The sequence below is a fragment of the Pantoea sp. PNA 03-3 genome (assembly GCF_003201175.1).
In the GTDB taxonomy this organism is placed as follows: domain Bacteria; phylum Pseudomonadota; class Gammaproteobacteria; order Enterobacterales; family Enterobacteriaceae; genus Pantoea; species Pantoea stewartii.
On record NZ_QICO01000003.1, the window covers coordinates 429,681 to 447,490 of the forward strand.

A 17,810-nucleotide genomic window follows, 5' to 3' on the forward strand; every position below is an offset into this window, starting at 1 on the left:
CTCTTCCTGTAAACAAGTTGGTTAATATTATTCACTTTTCGTGATTCTAAGCATCGTTCATGCTGTACGCAAGTTTCAATTTAAAAAAACTGAGGTGCCCAATGGCATTTCGCGTCGCGATAAGTGCGTTTTTGACCTTGTTTGTCGTCATGGGCATCGGCCGTTTTGCGTTTACGCCCCAGGTGCCTTTACTGATTCAGGCTGATCAGTTAACCCTGACCAGTGCCAGTGTGGTCGCAGCATTAAACTACCTGGGTTACCTGTGCGGCTCCTTTGACGCGATGCGCGCGCAGCAGCGTGTGGAGTGGCGGCTGCATCTGGGGGTTTGGGGCGCGGTGGTGTTAACCGCGTTGTCAGCCTGTGCCGGTGGCCCCTGGCTGCACGGGATCATTCGTTTTGTGATTGGCTGGGCCAGCGGCTGGGCCATGGTGCTGGTGGCCGCGTGGAGCAATGAGCAACTGCATCATCACGGTCGTCCTGGTCTGTCGGCGGCGGTCTTTGCCGGTCCCGGCGCTGGCATTTTCATCAGCGGCCTGCTGGCGGTCATCTTACACAGTTTACAGGTCTCTGTGACGCTGGCGTGGGGCATTTACGCTGTGCTGGCCACCGTGCTGGTGGCGGCCATCTGCCGCAACCTGCCGCGTACGGGGGCGCTGCACCGGGCAGGGCAGATACCAGCGCCGCTGACGCTGACGCCCAACCTGCGGCGGCTGGTCCTGAGCTACAGCCTGGCGGGGTTTGGCTATATTTTGCCTGCCACCTTTTTGTCGCAAATGGCGGCAGCCCGTTTTCCGGGCAGTGCGCTGGCGCAGCTGGTCTGGCCGGTATTTGGCGGGGCGGCGATGCTGGGCATCGTCATCGGTATTGTGACGCGTCGAATGGGGCAGGCGCATGCCCGCCTGGCCATCACGCTCTGGGCCCAGGCGCTGGGCGTGCTGGCGGCCGCCTTGTTGCCGGGGTTCGGTGGTTTGTTACTCGGTGCGCTGCTGGTGGGCGGGGGCTTTTTGAGTGTCGTGCAGTTGTCGCTGCTTTGCGCGCGTGAACTGGCTCCGCAGCATACGCGCTATATGGCGGGCTTACTGACCACCGGCTATGCGATTGGGCAACTGACTGGCCCCTTACTTTCCTCACTTTCAACCCTGTTTCTGCACCACCTTGAGCCTGCGTTATGGGTAGCAGGCGCCAGTCTGGTCTGGGCGGGCCTGTTAGTGTGGCGGCGGGTCGCGTGAAAAGCTTTCATCTCCAATCAGATTGATTGCTGGATTCCCTGCACAGAAAGTTTCACAATACGCGCTCAGTAATATGACCCGCAGGTAACAGACTGCGGGCGCAACACCTGCCGGAGAAGAGTAAGATGAGTACCTTAAGTCAGGAAGCTGCACTGGTTCACGAAGCGCTGCTGGCGCGTGGGCTGGAAACGCCGCTGCGTGCACCCACGCGTGAAATGGACGATGAAACGCGCAAAAGCCTGATTGCAGGCCATATGACGGAAATCATGCAGCTGCTGAATCTGGATCTTGAAGATGACAGCCTGATGGAAACCCCGCACCGCATTGCCAAAATGTATGTCGATGAGGTCTTTTCCGGTCTCGATTACGCCAATTTCCCCAAAATCACCCTTATCGAAAACAAGATGAAGGTGGACGAGATGGTCACGGTACGCGACATTACGCTGACCAGCACCTGTGAACATCACTTTGTGATTATCGATGGCAAAGCCACCGTCGCCTATATTCCCAAAGACAAAGTGATTGGTTTGTCCAAAATTAACCGCATCGTGCAGTTTTTTGCCCAGCGACCTCAGGTGCAGGAGCGTCTGACTCAGCAGGTGCTGCTGGCGCTGCAAACATTGTTAGGCACCAATAACGTTGCTGTTTCCATTGATGCCGTCCACTACTGTGTAAAAGCTCGCGGTGTGAAAGATGCCACCAGTGCCACCACGACCACTTCCCTGGGCGGTCTGTTTAAATCCAGCCAGAATACCCGTCAGGAATTTCTGCGCGCGGTGCGTCACAGTTAATATCGACAGGTGGGCGCAGATGCGCCTGCCGGGTCCGTCAGGAGCCGCTATGCAACGCTACCTTGCGCTGGATTTTATTCGCGGCTGTGCCATTCTCGGCATCCTGTTGCTGAATATTATTGGTTTTGGCTTACCTTCTGCGGCCTATCTCAATCCTGCCTGGCAGGGCAGCGTCACCTTGTCTGATGCCTGGACATGGGCGCTGTCCGATATCTTCGCGCAGCTTAAATTTCTGACGCTCTTTGCGCTGCTGTTTGGCGCGGGGTTGCAACTGCAACTGCCGCGCGGAAGTCGCTGGCTGTCCGCCCGTCTGTCATTACTGGTGCTGCTGGGGTTTCTTCACAGCATTTTTATCTGGGAAGGCGATATCCTGCTGGATTACGGCATTATCGGCCTGATCGTCTGGCGGATGCTGCGCGATGCCCCGTCCACGCGTGGGCTAATCAATACCGGGATTTTACTTTATCTGGTGGGCTGTGCGCTGTTGCTGATCTTTGCCCTGATTAGCAGCGCCGAGCCGTCACGCTCGTGGTTGCCCGGCGCCGCAGACATTCAGTATGAACAGTTCTGGAAGGTCAACGGCGGGCTGGCGGCGGTACGCATCCGCCTGGATAACCTCTCCTCCAGTTTAATGGCGCTGGTGGCGCAGTATGGCTGGCAACTGGCCGGACTGATGCTGCTGGGCGCCGCCTTATTACGTAGCGGCTGGCTGAAAGGAACGTTTCCCGTGTCCCATTACCGGCGCGTTGCGCGGATGTTACTGCCGATTGGGCTGGGGATAGCGACGGCAGGTGTGGCCGCGCAATGGTTTGTGGACTGGGATGCACGCTGGAGTGCGTTCTATTTACAACTGCCGCGTGATTTTGCCAGCCCGTTAATCAGTATCGGCTATGCCGCACTCTGCTTTGGATTTTGGCCAGCCATTCAGCGCTGGCGGATGAGTTATGCTATTCAGTGTGTGGGCCGTATGGCGCTCAGTAACTATCTGCTGCAGTCCCTGATCGGCACTACGCTGTTCTACCGCTTCGGGCTTTTTATGCACTTTACGCGCTGGCAACTGGTCATGATGGTGCCAGGCATATGGTGTATTAACCTGCTGTTTTCCGTGCTATGGCTACGCTATTTCCCGCAGGGGCCGGTGGAATGGATCTGGCGTCGTCTGACACGCTTTCTTGCCACGCCGCACCCCACGTCATCCTCAGAAACATAATGACGGTCATCACAAAGGTTGCAGAATTGTATGTAACCGTTTTCATTGGTGTGACGCAATTCACGCTGTCCCATGCACTTCCCTGACAGAATAGCGCCGGTGCCATAACCGGCGTAATGCCTTTTCTCTGGAAGTGCTGCATGATAACCATTCGAGATGTTGCGCGTCAGGCGGGCGTGTCCGTAGCGACTGTCTCGCGCGTACTAAATAACAGCAGCGCGGTCACCGCTGAAACACGTGACGTCGTGTTACAGGCGGTTGACGCTCTGGGCTATCGCCCAAATGCCAATGCTCAGGCGCTGGCAACCCAGGTGAGCGATACGATCGGCGTCGTCGTCATGGATGTCTCCGATCCCTTTTTTGGCGCGCTGGTCAAAGCGGTGGATACCGTGGCACAGCGCGTCCAGAAACATGTACTGATCAGCAACTCCTGGCATCAGGAAGAAAAAGAGCGTCACGCTATCGAAGTGTTGATACGGCAACGGTGCAATGCGCTGGTGGTCCATGCGAAAACGCTTTCAGACGCAGAGCTGGCGGGCTTTATGAGTCAGGTGCCAGGTATGGTGGTTATCAACCGCAGTATACCGGGTTATGAGGCCCGTTGCGTCAGTCTGGATAATGTGACCGGGGCCTTAATGGCCTCACGCATGCTGCTGCAACAGGGGCATTCCCGCATCGGCTATCTCTGTTCCAGTCATCCCATTGAAGATGTGGATCAACGGCGTGAAGGCTGGTTACAGGCGATGGCAGAGCAGGGAATCCGCCCACAGGAAAGCTGGATAGCCAGCGCAGAGCCGGATATGCAAGGGGGCGAAGCCGCAATGGTGGAACTGCTGGGACGCAATCTGAATCTCAGCGCCATTTTCGCCTATAACGATGGTATGGCGGCCGGTGCCCTTACCGCTCTGAAAGACAATGGCATTCAGGTGCCGCACCATTTTTCCGTCGTCGGCTTCGATGATATTCCGGTTTCGCGGTACACCGATCCTCAACTTACCACAGTCCGTTATCCTATTGTTTCTATGGCAAAACTTGCCACTGAACTGGCCCTGCAGGGCGCGGCAGGCTGTCTTGACACTACGGCGAAACATATCTTTATGCCCACCCTCGTTCGCCGCCATTCCGTCGCGCAAAAGCAAAGTGTGGAGTCCGTCACTAATTCAGGCGATTCCGCGATGTAACCGTTTTCAATCTGTGATTGTATTCACAGTTAATTAACATTGCTATCACTATGATGGCAACGTCTTACAGTACTGAAACATTATGTAACGCCACTCTCCCGTTGAGGGCACCGACAGCATCGTTGGTTCAGGCTTATAACACACGCTTTACGGACGCATTGACCTACATGGAAGTCGAGTTTGGCACGGCACAGCAGTGGCTCAGTCTGATTTAGAGCGCATCTTGCCTCGCCGGATAATTCTTACCCGATGTTCTTCCGCGGCTTGACGCAGCAGAACATAAAAAGACCCTACAGAAAAACCGGAGATACCATGAATAAGAAGGTTTTCACGCTCACAGCACTGGTTGCCAGCATGATGTTTGGTGCAGTAGCCCACGCCGCTGATACGCGTATCGGCGTGACTATTTATAAGTACGACGACAACTTTATGTCGATGGTACGTAAAGACATCGAGAAAGAAGCCAAAACGCTGGGCGGCATCCAGCTGCTGATGAATGACTCGCAGAACGATCAGTCAAAACAAAACGATCAAATTGACGTGCTGATGGCAAAAGGCGTGAAAGCGTTAGCCATCAACCTGGTCGACCCGGCCGCAGCGGCCGTCGTGGTACAGAAAGCCCGTGCGAACGATATCCCGGTTGTGTTCTTCAACAAAGAACCTAACGCCAAAGTGCTGGCCAGCTACGATAAAGCCTACTATGTCGGTACCGATTCGAAAGAGTCTGGCGTGATTCAGGGCAAACTGATTGAGAAGCACTGGAAAGCAACCCCGGCCTGGGATCTGAACAAAGACGGTGTGATCCAGTATGTGCTGCTGAAAGGCGAACCAGGCCATCCTGATGCTGAAGCGCGTACCAAATATGTTATCGATACGCTGAACAAAGATGGTGTGAAAACCCAGCAGTTAGCGATGGATACGGCGATGTGGGATACCGCACAGGCTAAAGACAAAATGGACGCCTGGCTGTCAGGCCCTAACGCCAAGAAAATCGAAGTGGTAATCGCGAACAACGATGCGATGGCGATGGGGGCTGTTGAAGCGCTGAAGGCACACAACATGTCTTCTATACCGGTATTTGGTGTGGATGCCTTACCTGAGGCGCTGGCGCTGGTTAAATCTGGCGCGATGGCCGGTACGGTGCTGAACGATGCGGAAAACCAGGCGAAAGCCACCATCGATATGGCGAAGAACCTTGCCGATGGTAAACCGGCCACCGAAGGCACCAACTTCAAGATGGTCGATAAGATCGTACGCGTACCCTACGTACCGGTTGATCAGGAAAACCTGTCTCAGTTCCAGAAATAATTATGTGCAAACGGGCGCGGCGGCTGCTGCGCCTTTTTTATGTCATCACCGTTTTTTAGCCAGGTAAATTATGGCCAGTGATAATACGACCGCGCAGCGCGAATATCTGCTGGAAATGACCAACGTCAGTAAATCATTTCCCGGCGTTAAAGCTCTCGACAACGTAAATTTAAAAGTGCGGCCTCACTCCGTTCATGCACTGATGGGTGAGAACGGCGCTGGTAAATCAACGTTGTTAAAATGTTTATTTGGTATCTACAAAAAAGATACCGGAAGTATTCTTTTTCAAGGGCAGGAAATAGATTTTAAAAGCTCCAAAGAGGCGCTGGAAAATGGCGTGTCAATGGTTCACCAGGAATTAAACCTGGTATTACAGCGTACCGTGATGGACAACATGTGGCTTGGGCGTTATCCACGCAAAGGCTTCTTTGTCGATCAGGAAAAAATGTACCGTGATACCAAAGCGATTTTTGACGAGCTGGATATTAACATCGATCCCCGTGACAAAGTCGCGCATCTCTCCGTCTCGCAAATGCAGATGATTGAGATTGCCAAAGCGTTTTCTTATGACGCCAAAATCGTGATCATGGATGAACCGACATCCTCGTTGACGGAAAAAGAAGTGAATCATCTGTTCACGATTATCCGTAAGCTGAAAGATCGCGGCTGCGGCATTGTTTATATTTCACATAAAATGGAAGAGATCTTCCAGTTGTGTGATGAAATTACGGTTCTGCGTGACGGTCAGTGGATTGCAACCCAGCCGCTCGAAGGGCTGGACATGGATAAGATCATCGCCATGATGGTGGGGCGTTCATTAAGCCAGCGCTTCCCGGATCGCGTAAATGTGCCGGGCGAAACCATTCTTGAGGTGCGCAATTTAACCTCTCTGCGTCAGCCTTCTATTCGTGATATTTCGTTTGATTTGCGCAAAGGGGAGATACTCGGTATTGCCGGGTTGGTCGGTGCAAAACGTACGGATATCGTCGAAACGCTGTTTGGCATTCGCGAAAAATCGGGCGGCACAATTAAACTGCACGGTAAAACGATTAATAATCACACGGCGAATGAAGCCATCAATCATGGCTTTGCTCTTGTGACGGAAGAACGTCGCTCTACCGGTATTTATGCGTTTCTGGATATTGGTTTTAATTCTCTCATCTCCAATATCAAAAAATATAAGAACAACATTGGTCTGCTGGATAATAAGCGCATGAAGAGTGATACCCAATGGGTTATCGACTCCATGCGGGTAAAAACGCCAGGCCACCACACCCAAATTGGTTCGCTTTCAGGTGGTAACCAACAGAAGGTGATTATTGGACGCTGGTTGCTGACGCAGCCCGAAATATTGATGCTCGATGAACCCACTCGCGGTATTGATGTGGGGGCCAAATTCGAGATTTACCAGCTGATGGCTGAGCTGGCAAAAAAAGAAAAGGGCATCATTATTATCTCTTCCGAAATGCCAGAGCTGTTAGGCATCACCGATCGTATTCTGGTCATGAGTAACGGTCTGGTCGCTGGCATTGTTGATACAAAAACGACTACGCAGAACGAAATATTGCGTTTAGCGTCATTACACCTTTAATGAAGTAAGGGCTGTTAACATGAAAGCGACTACAAAAAAGAATGCGCTAACCTGGCTGAAAGAGGGTGGCATTTATGTCGTGCTACTGGTACTGCTGGCGATTATTATTTTCCAGGATCCGACGTTCTTAAGTTTAATGAATCTGAGTAACATTCTGACCCAATCCTCGGTGCGTATTATCATCGCGCTGGGCGTTGCGGGACTGATTGTGACCCAGGGGACAGACCTGTCAGCCGGTCGTCAGGTTGGCCTCGCCGCTATCGTGGCCGCTTCGCTGCTGCAGGCTATGGATAACCCAAACAAAGTGTTTCCCCATCTGGAAACCGTACCGATTCCTGTGGTGATCCTGATTGTTTGTGCGATTGGTGCCGTTATTGGCCTGGTGAACGGCGTGATCATTGCTTACCTGAAAGTGACGCCGTTTATCACTACGTTGGGTACCATGATTATCGTTTACGGTATCAACTCGCTGTATTACGACTTCGTAGGCGCATCACCGATTGCAGGCTTCTATGACGGCTTCTCAACCTTTACGCAAGGCTTCCTGCGTTTCGGGGATTTTAAGCTGTCCTACATCACCTTCTATGCGGTGATTGCGATCGTGTTCGTCTGGATTCTGTGGAACAAAACGCGTTTCGGTAAAAACATTTTTGCCATCGGCGGTAACCCGGAAGCGGCAAAAGTCTCCGGCGTAAACGTCAACCTGAACCTGATTCTGATTTATGCCCTTTCAGGCGTGTTCTATGCTTTCGGCGGCATGCTGGAAGCGGGCCGTATCGGCTCGGCAACGAACAACCTTGGCTTTATGTACGAGCTGGATGCTATCGCGGCCTGCGTCGTCGGTGGTGTGTCTTTTGCCGGTGGTGTGGGGACGGTGGCCGGTGTCGTGACCGGTGTGTTGATCTTCACCGTCATCAACTACGGCTTGACCTACATCGGCATTAACCCGTACTGGCAGTACATCATCAAGGGCGGCATCATTATTTTTGCTGTGGCGCTCGACTCGCTGAAGTACGCACGTAAAAAATAACGGCAGAAGTCATCATGTAAGCTAAGCGGCCTGCGGGCCGCTTTTTTTTGGCACGGAAGCTGCCAGCGTGCGCCCGGAAGCAGGAAAGAACGCGGATTCACGGCGAGCCAGCAGGATGCCCGCTATGAGAATGCGTGTTCGAATTGACTTTAATCAGGAACAGAAAGCTGTCCTGTGGACGCAAAATCCTGAGTCAGCAGGTCAGCAGGTCAGCAGGTCAGCAGGTCAGCAGGTCAGCAGGTCAGCAGGTCAGTAAGATAAAAAAGCAGCGAATCCGCCGCGCTGGGCTGACCGCCATCCTTGGTGACGATGCGTGATAAGCCCTGACGCCATCGCAAAGTCCCGCGCTAAGCCTTGTTTCGCCATAGCAAGGATGCTACGCGTCGGCGATGCACTCCTGTCAGAAAGGCGGAGCCTGCCGCGCCGGCGTTATCATCCGTTCTCACAGTCTCTCTTCACGCCAGGGTGAGCGGGATGTCAGCCAGACAAAGGCGGCTTACTGATGGCGTTTTTGTTCCAGTTCCAGCAGTTGCTCAGGGGTGACAGCAGGATAGCTTTGCGCATCCTCCGGCACATCATGTACGGCGGGAATGGGCACCAGAGGCCCGAGAAAGCGCGGTTCACGCTTGAGGAGGTACAAATCTACCAGCGCGCCAAGACGTGCACCGACTTCACGCATGCGCACTGTCAGCATATTTTTCGGCGAGGGCACAGCGTAGCACTGAGCCTGAATGCCAAGGTGCAGGGCGATAAACAGTGCCCGCTCACAGTGGAAGCGCTGGGTGATGATAATAAAATCGTTGGTATCGAATACCTTGCGCGTGCGGACAATGGAGTCCAGCGTCCGAAAGCCTGCGTAATCCAGTACGATATCTGCCGGGTCGACGCCACCTTTGATTAAATCGCGCCGCATGGTCATGGGTTCGTTATAGCTCTGCTGCGCATTGTCTCCGCTCAGCAGTAAATAGTTAATCTTGCCGCTGTTATAGGCGTTAAGCGCGCCCTGCATCCGGTAGAGGTAGTACTGATTAATCACCCCGGTGCGGTAATATTTTGCCGTACCCAGCACAACACCGACCTGACGATGGGGCAGTGAGGCCAGATTGTCGTAAATATAGGGGGCGGTTTTCCAGCTTATCCAGCGATCCAGGCCAAGCGCCGTCGCCACCATCGTTAAGATGATGAAAAGCAGAGCAATGAAAACGCGTTTCAACATGCGCCTGAGCACTCGAGATGAGAGGTTTTGGTGGGACAAGGCTACTTGAGCAACCCTCGCGAAGCAAGTTTACCCCGTCTGGCTGGTGCTATTTTAAGCAGCGCTGGATCAGAGGATGATCCAGCGCAGACCTTTTTAGATCGAGGTACGGCGGTAATGACGGTATTGCGGCAGCCAGAAGTTATTCGAAATAGACTGTGACAGCACGTCTTCCGAGGTCACCACGGCAACGCCCGCCAGTTGCGCGGCTTTGCCTACTTCCATTGCGATCACTTTCGACACGCCCTGAATATCTTTGATTTCAGGCAGTACCGGCCCTTCACCATCGTTGACCAGCGGCGAGCAGTCTGCCAGTGCGCGGCTGGCGGTCATCAGCATGGTATCGGTTACGCGTGATGCACCCGAGGCAATCACCCCTAAACCGATGCCCGGGAAGATATAGGAGTTGTTACACTGCGCGATCGGATAGGTTTTACCGTTCCATGAAACCGGTGAGAACGGGCTCCCGGTCGCGACCAGTGCAGCACCATCGGTCCAGGCGATAATATCCGCTGGCGTGGCTTCAACGCGCGAGGTGGGGTTAGAGAGCGGCATCACAATAGGACGTTTGCAGTGCTTGTGCATCTCGCGGATGATCTCTTCGGTGAACAGTCCGGGCTGGCCTGAAACCCCAATCAGAATATCGGGTTTGGCGTTGCGCACTACGTCCAGCAGCGAAATCGCATCACTGGCCGTATCCCAGTCTTTGAGGTTGTCGCTTTTCTGCACCAGCTTGCTCTGGAAATCGAGCAGGTTAGGCAACTTATCAGTGAGCAGGCCAAAGCGGTCGACCATCATTACGCGGCTACGCGCCTCTTCATCGCTCAGACCTTCCGACTTCATCTGCGCAATGATTTGCTCTGCGATACCGCAGCCGGCTGAACCTGCCCCCAGGAACACCACTTTTTGTTCGCACAAACGGCTTCCGGCAGCACGACTGGCGGCAATCAGAGTGCCCACGGTGACAGCAGCGGTGCCCTGAATATCATCGTTGAAGCAGCACACTTCATCGCGATAGCGCTCCAGCAGCGGCATTGCGTTTTTCTGCGCAAAGTCTTCAAACTGCAGCAGCACTTTCGGCCAGCGGCGTTTCACGGCCTGGATAAATTCATTAACGAATTCATCGTACTCTTCACCGGTGATACGTGGGTGACGCCAGCCCATATAAAGCGGATCGTTCAGCAGTTGCTGGTTATTGGTACCGACATCCAGCACCACCGGTAAGGTGTAAGCCGGACTGATGCCGCCGCACGCGGTATACAGCGACAGTTTACCAATCGGAATACCCATGCCGCCGATGCCCTGGTCACCCAGGCCCAGAATACGCTCACCGTCGGTCACCACGATGACTTTAACGTTCTGTTTGGTGGCGTTTTGCAGCATGTCTTCGATGTGTTCACGGTTGGGATATGAGATGAACACACCGCGGGCGCGGCGATAAATTTCAGAGAAGTGTTCGCAGGCTGCGCCGACGGTTGGCGTATAAATAATTGGCATCATCTCTTCAAGATGATTGTCCAGCAGACGGTAGAACAGGGTTTCGTTGGTGTCCTGAATATTGCGCAGGTAGACGTGCTTGTCGTTATTATTTTTGAAGTCCTGAAACTGACGCCATGCGCGTTTCGCCTGCTCTTCAATGGTTTCGACCGCTTCGGGCAGTAAGCCGTTGAGATTGAATTCGTTACGCTCTTCGATGCTGAAGGCGCTGCCCTTATTCAGCAGGGGAAATTCCAGCAGAATAGGGCCAGCGTAGGGAATATAGAGCGGGCGTTTACTTTCGTATTCGAGTTCCATGCAGTAATGCTCCGGTTGCGAGTGTTCCTGGCGCAATAAGAGGGTAGAGGACGCCAGTTTATTTTGATAAAGAAGGCCTGGCGTCAGATCCTATGAAATTTCTCGCGGATGTACAGCTTTTGTAAATAAAAGATTTAGAAACTGTTTAAAACCGTGCCCCGCATTACGCTTTACGCCAGCTCGATAACGTTAAGGTTGTCGCAGCCCAGCGCGCGCAGTGTTGCCTGCGTCGCTGAATACTGATCTAACGCAGGCTGTCGGGGCTGGGCCAGCGCTGCTACCTGAATCGCCTCGCAGGATTCGCCGGCCATATTCAGCAAAATCAGTGCGGCCTGAAGCGGAGGCAGGCTGGGATTGAAGGCCGCATTTTCCGCATAGCGACCGCTAAAAATACGGCCTGAGGCGGTTTGCACTGCAACGCCACTGAACGCGCGGCTGTAAGGGGCATGACTCTGGTTGGCCGCGTCAATGGCCGCCTGCGACAGCGCATCGCCCGTGACAACAAAGCCATGATCCACCTTATCCATCAGCCGTTCGGTGATGTGCAGGTCGCCAGGACCGAAAGCGTCAGGCAGATAGTGCGCTAACGTCTGCACCGGGCGCTGGGGCAGGCTGATACGAATCGCCGTGCCGCTGTTAAGTTCATTCATGAACTGGCGGCAATGCCCGCACGGCGTGTAGTTGACGGTGATGGTCTCCAGGCGCGCTTCGCCGCGCAGCCAGGCGTGCGTAACGGCGCTTTGTTCTGCATGCACGGTTTGCTGCATGGTGGCACCGGCAAACTCCATATTGGCACCGAAATACCAGTTACCGCTTATCCCGCGTGCAATGGCACCGACGTTGAAACGGGACAGCGAGGCGACCGCGCAGGCCGCCGCGACCGGAAGCAGCGCCAGGGCGAGGGCGTCCGCATCCAGTTGGGTTTGCTGTTGCAGGAGGGTGACCTGATCGGCCCGCAGCATCGCGTCAAATCCCGGCTCACTCAGCACCGGACGAAGCGCGGTTTGCAGGGGAGCCGGCAGTAATTCAAAGGCAGAGTGGAAACGTGGATGCATGGAAGCCTCATTCAATCTTCAGGCAATGTGCCAGACATCGGTTTATATGTGATCTCTGTCGCTCTGACAATGCAACGTGTCTTAGAGTTTTCAACTTTGCGAGATCTCTCCCAAAGTTTTAGCCAAACCAGTGCAGTAGCAGCGGAAAAACAAAGGGTGCCAGTAACGACGTTACGATGCCGCAGATCACCAGTGCCAGCGAACTAAATGCCCCTTCCTGGAAGTCCAGTTCCGCCGCCCGGGCGGTTCCCAGCGCATGGGACGCATTACCAATCGCCAGACCGCGTGCTGCTTTACTTTTCACGCCCAACAGATTCAGCACCATATGGCCAAATACCGCACCGAGCACACCGGCTATCAGCACACAAATCGCACTGATAGCGGGAATGCCGTGCAGAGAGCCGGATACTGCCATCGCGATCGGTGTGGTGACGGATTTAGGTAAAATCGTGGCGGCGATTTCCGGCGTTGCCCCCATCCACAGGGCGATCGCTGTGCCGGAGGTCATTGCCGTCAGGCTGCCGATCAGGCATACGCCGATAATGGATTTCCAGCGGGCGCGAATTTGATGCATCTGCTCATACAGCGGCAGCGCCAGTGCGACCACGGCGGGCTGTAGCAGGTCATTAAGCACCTGGCTTCCGGCAAAGTAACGTGTATAGGGCAGTTGCAGTAACAGCAGGATGGGAATGATGATCGCCATCGAAACCAGCAAGGGGTTCAGCAGGGCAATCTTCAGCGCGGCAGCCAGTCTGCGCGCCAGGAAAAATGCGCCCAGCGTCAGGGGCAATGACCACCAGATATCACTCATCCTTCACCTCTTTCGTCGGCGCGCGCGAATGCAGCTTGTGGGCGCTTAACCCCACGATGCTCAGGACAGCGAAGGTACTGACAAGACACGAGACCACGATAGGGCCAAACTGCGCGGTCAGCAGATCGGTGTAATTCATGACGCCCACACTGATGGGAACGAACAGCAGCGCCATATAGCGAATGATAAGATGACAACCGGGCTTAACCCAGTGGACCGGCACGATTTGAGACGCGAGCAGGGTAAACAAAATCAGCATGCCAATAATGCTGCCGGGCAGCGTAATGGGCAGCAACCTTGCTACGCCGTTTCCGGCATATAAACAGAGATAGAGAAGGGTAAAAGCGCGCAGATAACGCCAACTTATCGCTAGCACGGTGTGCATGACAGGCTCCTGTTTCCAACGAGCGTGATCCTACGCACTGACGGTCTGGCGTGCCAGCTGTCAGCGTAAGGCAGAACGGCCCTTCCTGCCATCAGATGCAGGAAGGGCGAACGCCTTATTTAACGGGCATACCCGGCACTGCGCCACTGTCGACAGACAACACGAACAGGTCTTTGCCGCCCGGCCCCGCAGACAGCACCATGCCTTCCGAGACGCCAAAGCGCATTTTACGTGGTGCCAGGTTCGCCACGATAATGGTCATTTTGCCAACGAGTACGGCCGGGTCAGGATAGGCTGCACGGATACCAGAGAAAATCTGGCGCTTCTCGCCGCCCAGATCCAACTCCAGACGCAGCAGTTTGTCTGAGCCGTCCACCAGTTCCGCTTTCTCAATCAGTGCCACGCGCATATCAACTTTGGCAAAGTCATCAATCGTGATGGTATCGCCAATCGGCGCATCCGCCAGTGGGCCGCTGACCGTCGGTTTACTGGCTTCAGCCGCGTCGGCTTTCGACGCTTCAATCAGGCCCTCGACTTTCGCCATCTCAATGCGACCATACAGGGCTTTAAACGGCGCAACCTGATGGTCGAGCAGCGGCTGCTGAATAGCGTCCCAGCTGAGTTCACTGTTCAGGAAAGCTTCGGCTCGCTCGCTCAGCGACGGCAGCACAGGCTTCAGCCAGGTCATCAGCACACGGAACAGGTTAATGCCCATGGAGCAAATAGCCTGCAGATCGGCATCACGGCCTTCCTGCTTCGCCACCACCCACGGTGCCTGCTCGTCAACATAACGGTTGGCCAGATCGGCCAGCGCCATAATTTCACGAATCGCCCGGCCAAATTCACGGCTTGCCCAGGCCTCGCCAATTTTTTCGGATGCGTCCAGGAAGGTTTGATAAAGCGCCGGGTCGGCCAGTTCTGCGGACAGCTTGCCGTCAAAGCGTTTGGTGATAAAACCGGCATTACGTGATGCCAGGTTGACCACTTTGTTCACAATGTCGGCGTTGACGCGCTGAACAAAATCTTCCAGATTCAGGTCGATGTCATCAATACGCGAAGAAAGCTTGGCCGCATAGTAATAGCGCAGGCTGTCGGCATCCAGATGCTGTAACCAGGTACTGGCTTTGATAAAGGTTCCGCGCGATTTCGACATTTTTGCGCCATTTACGGTCACATAGCCATGCACAAACAGGTTGTTGGGTTTGCGGAAGCCGCTGCCTTCCAGCATGGCAGGCCAGAACAGGCTGTGGAAGTAGACGATGTCTTTACCAATGAAGTGGTACAGCTCTGTGGTGGAATCCTGCTGCCAGAATTCGTCAAAACTGATGTCGCCGCGTTTGTCACACAGGTTCTTAAACGCGCCCATATAGCCGATGGGCGCATCCAGCCAGACGTAGAAGTATTTGCCCGGCGCGCCAGGAATTTCGAAGCCAAAGTACGGCGCATCACGGGAGATATCCCACTGTTGCAGACCGGATTCGAACCACTCCTGCATTTTATTGGCGACCTGCTCCTGCAGGGCGCCAGAACGCGTCCAGGCGCGCAGCATTTCGCTGAACGACGGCAGGTCAAAGAAGAAGTGCTCGGAATCACGCAGCACAGGGGTTGCACCGGACACCACAGATTTCGGATCGATCAGTTCGGTCGGGCTGTAGGTCGCGCTGCACACCTCGCAATTGTCGCCGTACTGGTCAGGCGCTTTACATTTCGGGCAGGTGCCTTTCACGAAACGGTCAGGCAGGAACATGCCTTTTTCCGGATCGTACAGCTGAGAAATCGTGCGGTTCTTAATGAAACCGTTCTCTTTCAGGCGACCATAGATGAGCCCGGCCAGCTCACGGTTCTCGTCGCCGTGCGTTGAGTGATAGTTATCATAGCTGATGTTAAAACCGGCAAAATCTGTTTCGTGCTCGTGTTTCATTTCAGCAATCATCTGTTCCGGCGCAATGCCCAACTGCTGAGCCTTCAGCATGATCGGCGTGCCGTGGGCGTCATCGGCGCAGATGAAGTAAATCTGATTGCCACGCATTCGCTGATAACGCACCCAAATGTCCGCCTGGATATGCTCGAGCATGTGGCCGAGATGAATTGAGCCGTTAGCGTAAGGCAGGGCGCAGGTTACCAGAATTTTTTTTGCGACTTGAGTCATAGTTTGCGTAGCTTTCAGTTAAGTAAAAAAACGGGCTTAGATGGTAACCGATGGGCACAGCCGCGTAAACATAAGGGATTTCCCGCCGCGCGGCCCGTGAAACGATCGGCATCTGATAGTATTGTTACTACATCGTTGAAAAACAGCATAAGCACAGCAGAAAAGGAGTGGGGATGACAGCGCAATCCCGGGAACCACATACACCAGAAGCCTTACGCGCCGTGGTGGCCGGCGTTCTGAACAGCTTTGAGCATCCGACGCTGCAACGTAATCTTATTACCCTGAAGGCGCTGCATCATGTGGCGCTGCTGGATGGGACGTTGCATATTGAACTGCGGATGCCTTTTGCCTGGCACAGCGCGTTTGAGACCTTAAAAGCAGACACCAGCGCTGAGCTACTGCGTCTGAGCGGCGCGCAGGCCATCGACTGGCGGTTAAGTCACGAGATTGCTACGTTGAAACGCGTGAAAAATCACCCTGGTGTTAACGGCGTGAAGAACATTATCGCGGTCAGCTCCGGTAAAGGCGGCGTGGGCAAATCGAGTACCGCAGTTAATATGGCGCTGGCTTTACTGGCTGAAGGCGCACGTGTGGGCATTCTGGATGCCGATATTTATGGCCCGTCCGTGCCCAACATGCTGGGCTGTGAAAAAGAGCGCCCGACCTCGCCTGACGGCACCCATATGGCGCCGATCATGTCCCATGGTCTGGCAACCAATTCCATCGGCTATCTGGTGACCGACGATAACGCGATGGTGTGGCGCGGCCCTATGGCCAGCAAAGCGCTGATGCAGTTACTTACCGAAACCCAGTGGCCCGACCTGGATTATCTGGTGCTGGATATGCCGCCAGGAACCGGAGATATCCAGTTAACGCTCGCGCAGAGTGTGCCCGTCACCGGTGCGCTGGTGGTCACTACGCCACAGGACATCGCGCTCATCGATGCACGCAAAGGCATGGTCATGTTCGAAAAGGTTAACGTCCCGGTGCTGGGCGTGGTGGAGAACATGAGTATCCACGTCTGCAGCCAGTGCGGTCACCATGAGCCAATTTTTGGTACCGGCGGGGCGCAACGGCTGGTGGACGACTATGGCACGCGGCTGCTGGCACAGCTTCCCCTGCATATTCATCTGCGTGAAGATCTGGATGATGGCGAGCCAACGGTGATTCGTCGGCCGGACAGTGAATTTGCGATGCTGTACCGTCAGCTCGCCGGACGTGTGGCCGCCCAGCTTTACTGGCAGGGCGAGGTGATTCCCGGCGATATCGCCTTCCGCGCGCTTTAACCTTTCTGCGCGTCGCTCTCATAGTGCGACGCCTGGGGATAATGCATTAACAGATAGCCGCCTTGCTCGCTTTCACCCTGGGAAATCACTTTCCAGCCATGTTGCAGGTAAAACGTCTGGGCGGCCTTGTTCATTTGCAGACACTTCAGCGCGCCGGTTGATGTAAAGCGTGACTGGACGGCCTCAAGCAGTGCACTGCCCACGCCGCGCCCCTGATAATCAGGATCCACATACAGGCTGTGTAAGAAATTATCGTTTTCCATCAGACCCGCGAATCCTGCCCGATGCCCGTCCAGCTCAGCCACTAAAACGGTTTCGCCGAGTATCACCTGATCGAAGTCTTCCAGCTGCCAGTCATCGTTGGCGATCCAGTCCCAGTTATGCCGACGGGCCGCCAGAAACAACGTCCGCAGGAAAGGACGGTCGGCCTCTGTAAATAATCGAATATGCACATCAAGCTCCGTTAAACATCTTTTAACAACCCTGGCAGGGATTCTCAAAAAAGTAAAAGCAGAACAAATGTCATCACTTTCCTTGTACACTGCCCGACGGTGCCTTATGGGAAAACAGCAAACGGCCTTCAGTTAACGCACAGGGGTTATTGCCTGGAAGCACGCAATATATCTTTTTGCGGGTAAATGAAGGTAAGAAAAGCGGTTTTTTCCCTTAACGATCAACGCGATCGGCGTTTGATAGCTTTCGTTTATTTTATTGATAACGAGGGCTTATTAGATG

General features: G+C 54.2%; 15 protein-coding genes. 8 read left to right on the forward strand and 7 right to left on the reverse strand.

All coding sequences use genetic code 11. The annotated features are described in order from the left end of the window. The first annotated feature begins 101 nt into the window (after positions 1-101). The 7 genes from C7433_RS11775 to mglC all read left to right on the forward strand — a co-directional run bounded on the left by C7433_RS11775 (position 102) and on the right by mglC (position 8,340). Entirely contained in the window at positions 102-1,229 is a 1,128-nt protein-coding gene (locus C7433_RS11775) for a YbfB/YjiJ family MFS transporter (protein ID WP_110268211.1), read from the forward strand. Positions 1,230-1,354: 125 nt separating this feature from the next. Beyond that, positions 1,355-2,020 carry a GTP cyclohydrolase I FolE gene (gene folE, locus C7433_RS11780; protein ID WP_006119934.1) on the forward strand — a complete coding sequence of 222 codons (666 nt, stop codon included), beginning with the start codon at positions 1,355-1,357 and terminating at the stop codon, positions 2,018-2,020. 49 nt (positions 2,021-2,069) lie between these two features. Continuing rightward, positions 2,070-3,230 carry a DUF418 domain-containing protein YeiB gene (gene yeiB, locus C7433_RS11785; protein ID WP_110268212.1) on the forward strand — a complete coding sequence of 387 codons (1,161 nt, stop codon included), beginning with the start codon at positions 2,070-2,072 and terminating at the stop codon, positions 3,228-3,230. Between the two features lie 140 nt (positions 3,231-3,370). Beyond that, complete coding sequence (gene galS / locus C7433_RS11790; RefSeq protein ID WP_110268213.1) at positions 3,371-4,411, forward strand: HTH-type transcriptional regulator GalS; 1,041 nt, start codon at positions 3,371-3,373, stop codon at positions 4,409-4,411. Between the two features lie 312 nt (positions 4,412-4,723). Next, complete coding sequence (mglB, locus tag C7433_RS11795; protein ID WP_033740552.1) at positions 4,724-5,719, forward strand: galactose/glucose ABC transporter substrate-binding protein MglB; 996 nt, start codon at positions 4,724-4,726, stop codon at positions 5,717-5,719. Positions 5,720-5,789: 70 nt separating this feature from the next. Then, positions 5,790-7,310 carry a galactose/methyl galactoside ABC transporter ATP-binding protein MglA gene (gene mglA, locus C7433_RS11800; protein WP_006119927.1) on the forward strand — a complete coding sequence of 507 codons (1,521 nt, stop codon included), beginning with the start codon at positions 5,790-5,792 and terminating at the stop codon, positions 7,308-7,310. Between the two features lie 19 nt (positions 7,311-7,329). Continuing rightward, positions 7,330-8,340 (forward strand): galactose/methyl galactoside ABC transporter permease MglC, encoded by a 1,011-nt coding sequence (gene mglC / locus C7433_RS11805; protein WP_006119926.1) that lies wholly within the window; start codon positions 7,330-7,332, stop codon positions 8,338-8,340. A 496-nt stretch (positions 8,341-8,836) separates the two neighbouring features. Here mglC and sanA read toward each other — a convergent pair whose 3' ends face one another. The 6 genes from sanA to metG all read right to left on the reverse strand — a co-directional run bounded on the left by sanA (position 8,837) and on the right by metG (position 15,789). Next, the gene (gene sanA, locus C7433_RS11810; protein ID WP_006119925.1) at positions 8,837-9,556 is read right to left on the reverse strand and encodes an outer membrane permeability protein SanA; all 720 of its coding nucleotides are present in this window, start codon (positions 9,554-9,556) and stop codon (positions 8,837-8,839) included. Positions 9,557-9,691: 135 nt separating this feature from the next. Continuing rightward, complete coding sequence (locus C7433_RS11815) at positions 9,692-11,389, reverse strand: NAD-dependent malic enzyme (protein WP_006119924.1); 1,698 nt, start codon at positions 11,387-11,389, stop codon at positions 9,692-9,694. A 170-nt stretch (positions 11,390-11,559) separates the two neighbouring features. Then, positions 11,560-12,444 carry a cytidine deaminase gene (cdd, locus tag C7433_RS11820; protein WP_110268214.1) on the reverse strand — a complete coding sequence of 295 codons (885 nt, stop codon included), beginning with the start codon at positions 12,442-12,444 and terminating at the stop codon, positions 11,560-11,562. A gap of 118 nt (positions 12,445-12,562) precedes the next feature. Next, on the reverse strand, positions 12,563-13,255 hold the full coding sequence (locus tag C7433_RS11825) for a CidB/LrgB family autolysis modulator (RefSeq protein WP_033740549.1): 693 nt from the start codon (positions 13,253-13,255) through the stop codon (positions 12,563-12,565). Continuing rightward, the gene (locus C7433_RS11830; protein WP_033740547.1) at positions 13,248-13,640 is read right to left on the reverse strand and encodes a CidA/LrgA family protein; all 393 of its coding nucleotides are present in this window, start codon (positions 13,638-13,640) and stop codon (positions 13,248-13,250) included. The genes C7433_RS11825 and C7433_RS11830 overlap by 8 nt, the downstream gene beginning before the upstream one ends. A 115-nt stretch (positions 13,641-13,755) precedes the next feature. After that, entirely contained in the window at positions 13,756-15,789 is a 2,034-nt protein-coding gene (metG, locus tag C7433_RS11835; protein WP_110268215.1) for a methionine--tRNA ligase, read from the reverse strand. Positions 15,790-15,962: 173 nt separating this feature from the next. Between metG and apbC the strand changes: the two genes are divergently transcribed. Then, on the forward strand, positions 15,963-17,075 hold the full coding sequence (apbC, locus tag C7433_RS11840) for an iron-sulfur cluster carrier protein ApbC (RefSeq protein WP_033740543.1): 1,113 nt from the start codon (positions 15,963-15,965) through the stop codon (positions 17,073-17,075). Here the strand turns inward: apbC and C7433_RS11845 are convergent. Beyond that, complete coding sequence (locus C7433_RS11845) at positions 17,072-17,527, reverse strand: GNAT family N-acetyltransferase (RefSeq protein WP_039338150.1); 456 nt, start codon at positions 17,525-17,527, stop codon at positions 17,072-17,074. The genes apbC and C7433_RS11845 overlap by 4 nt on opposite strands. Positions 17,528-17,810 lie beyond the last annotated feature (283 nt).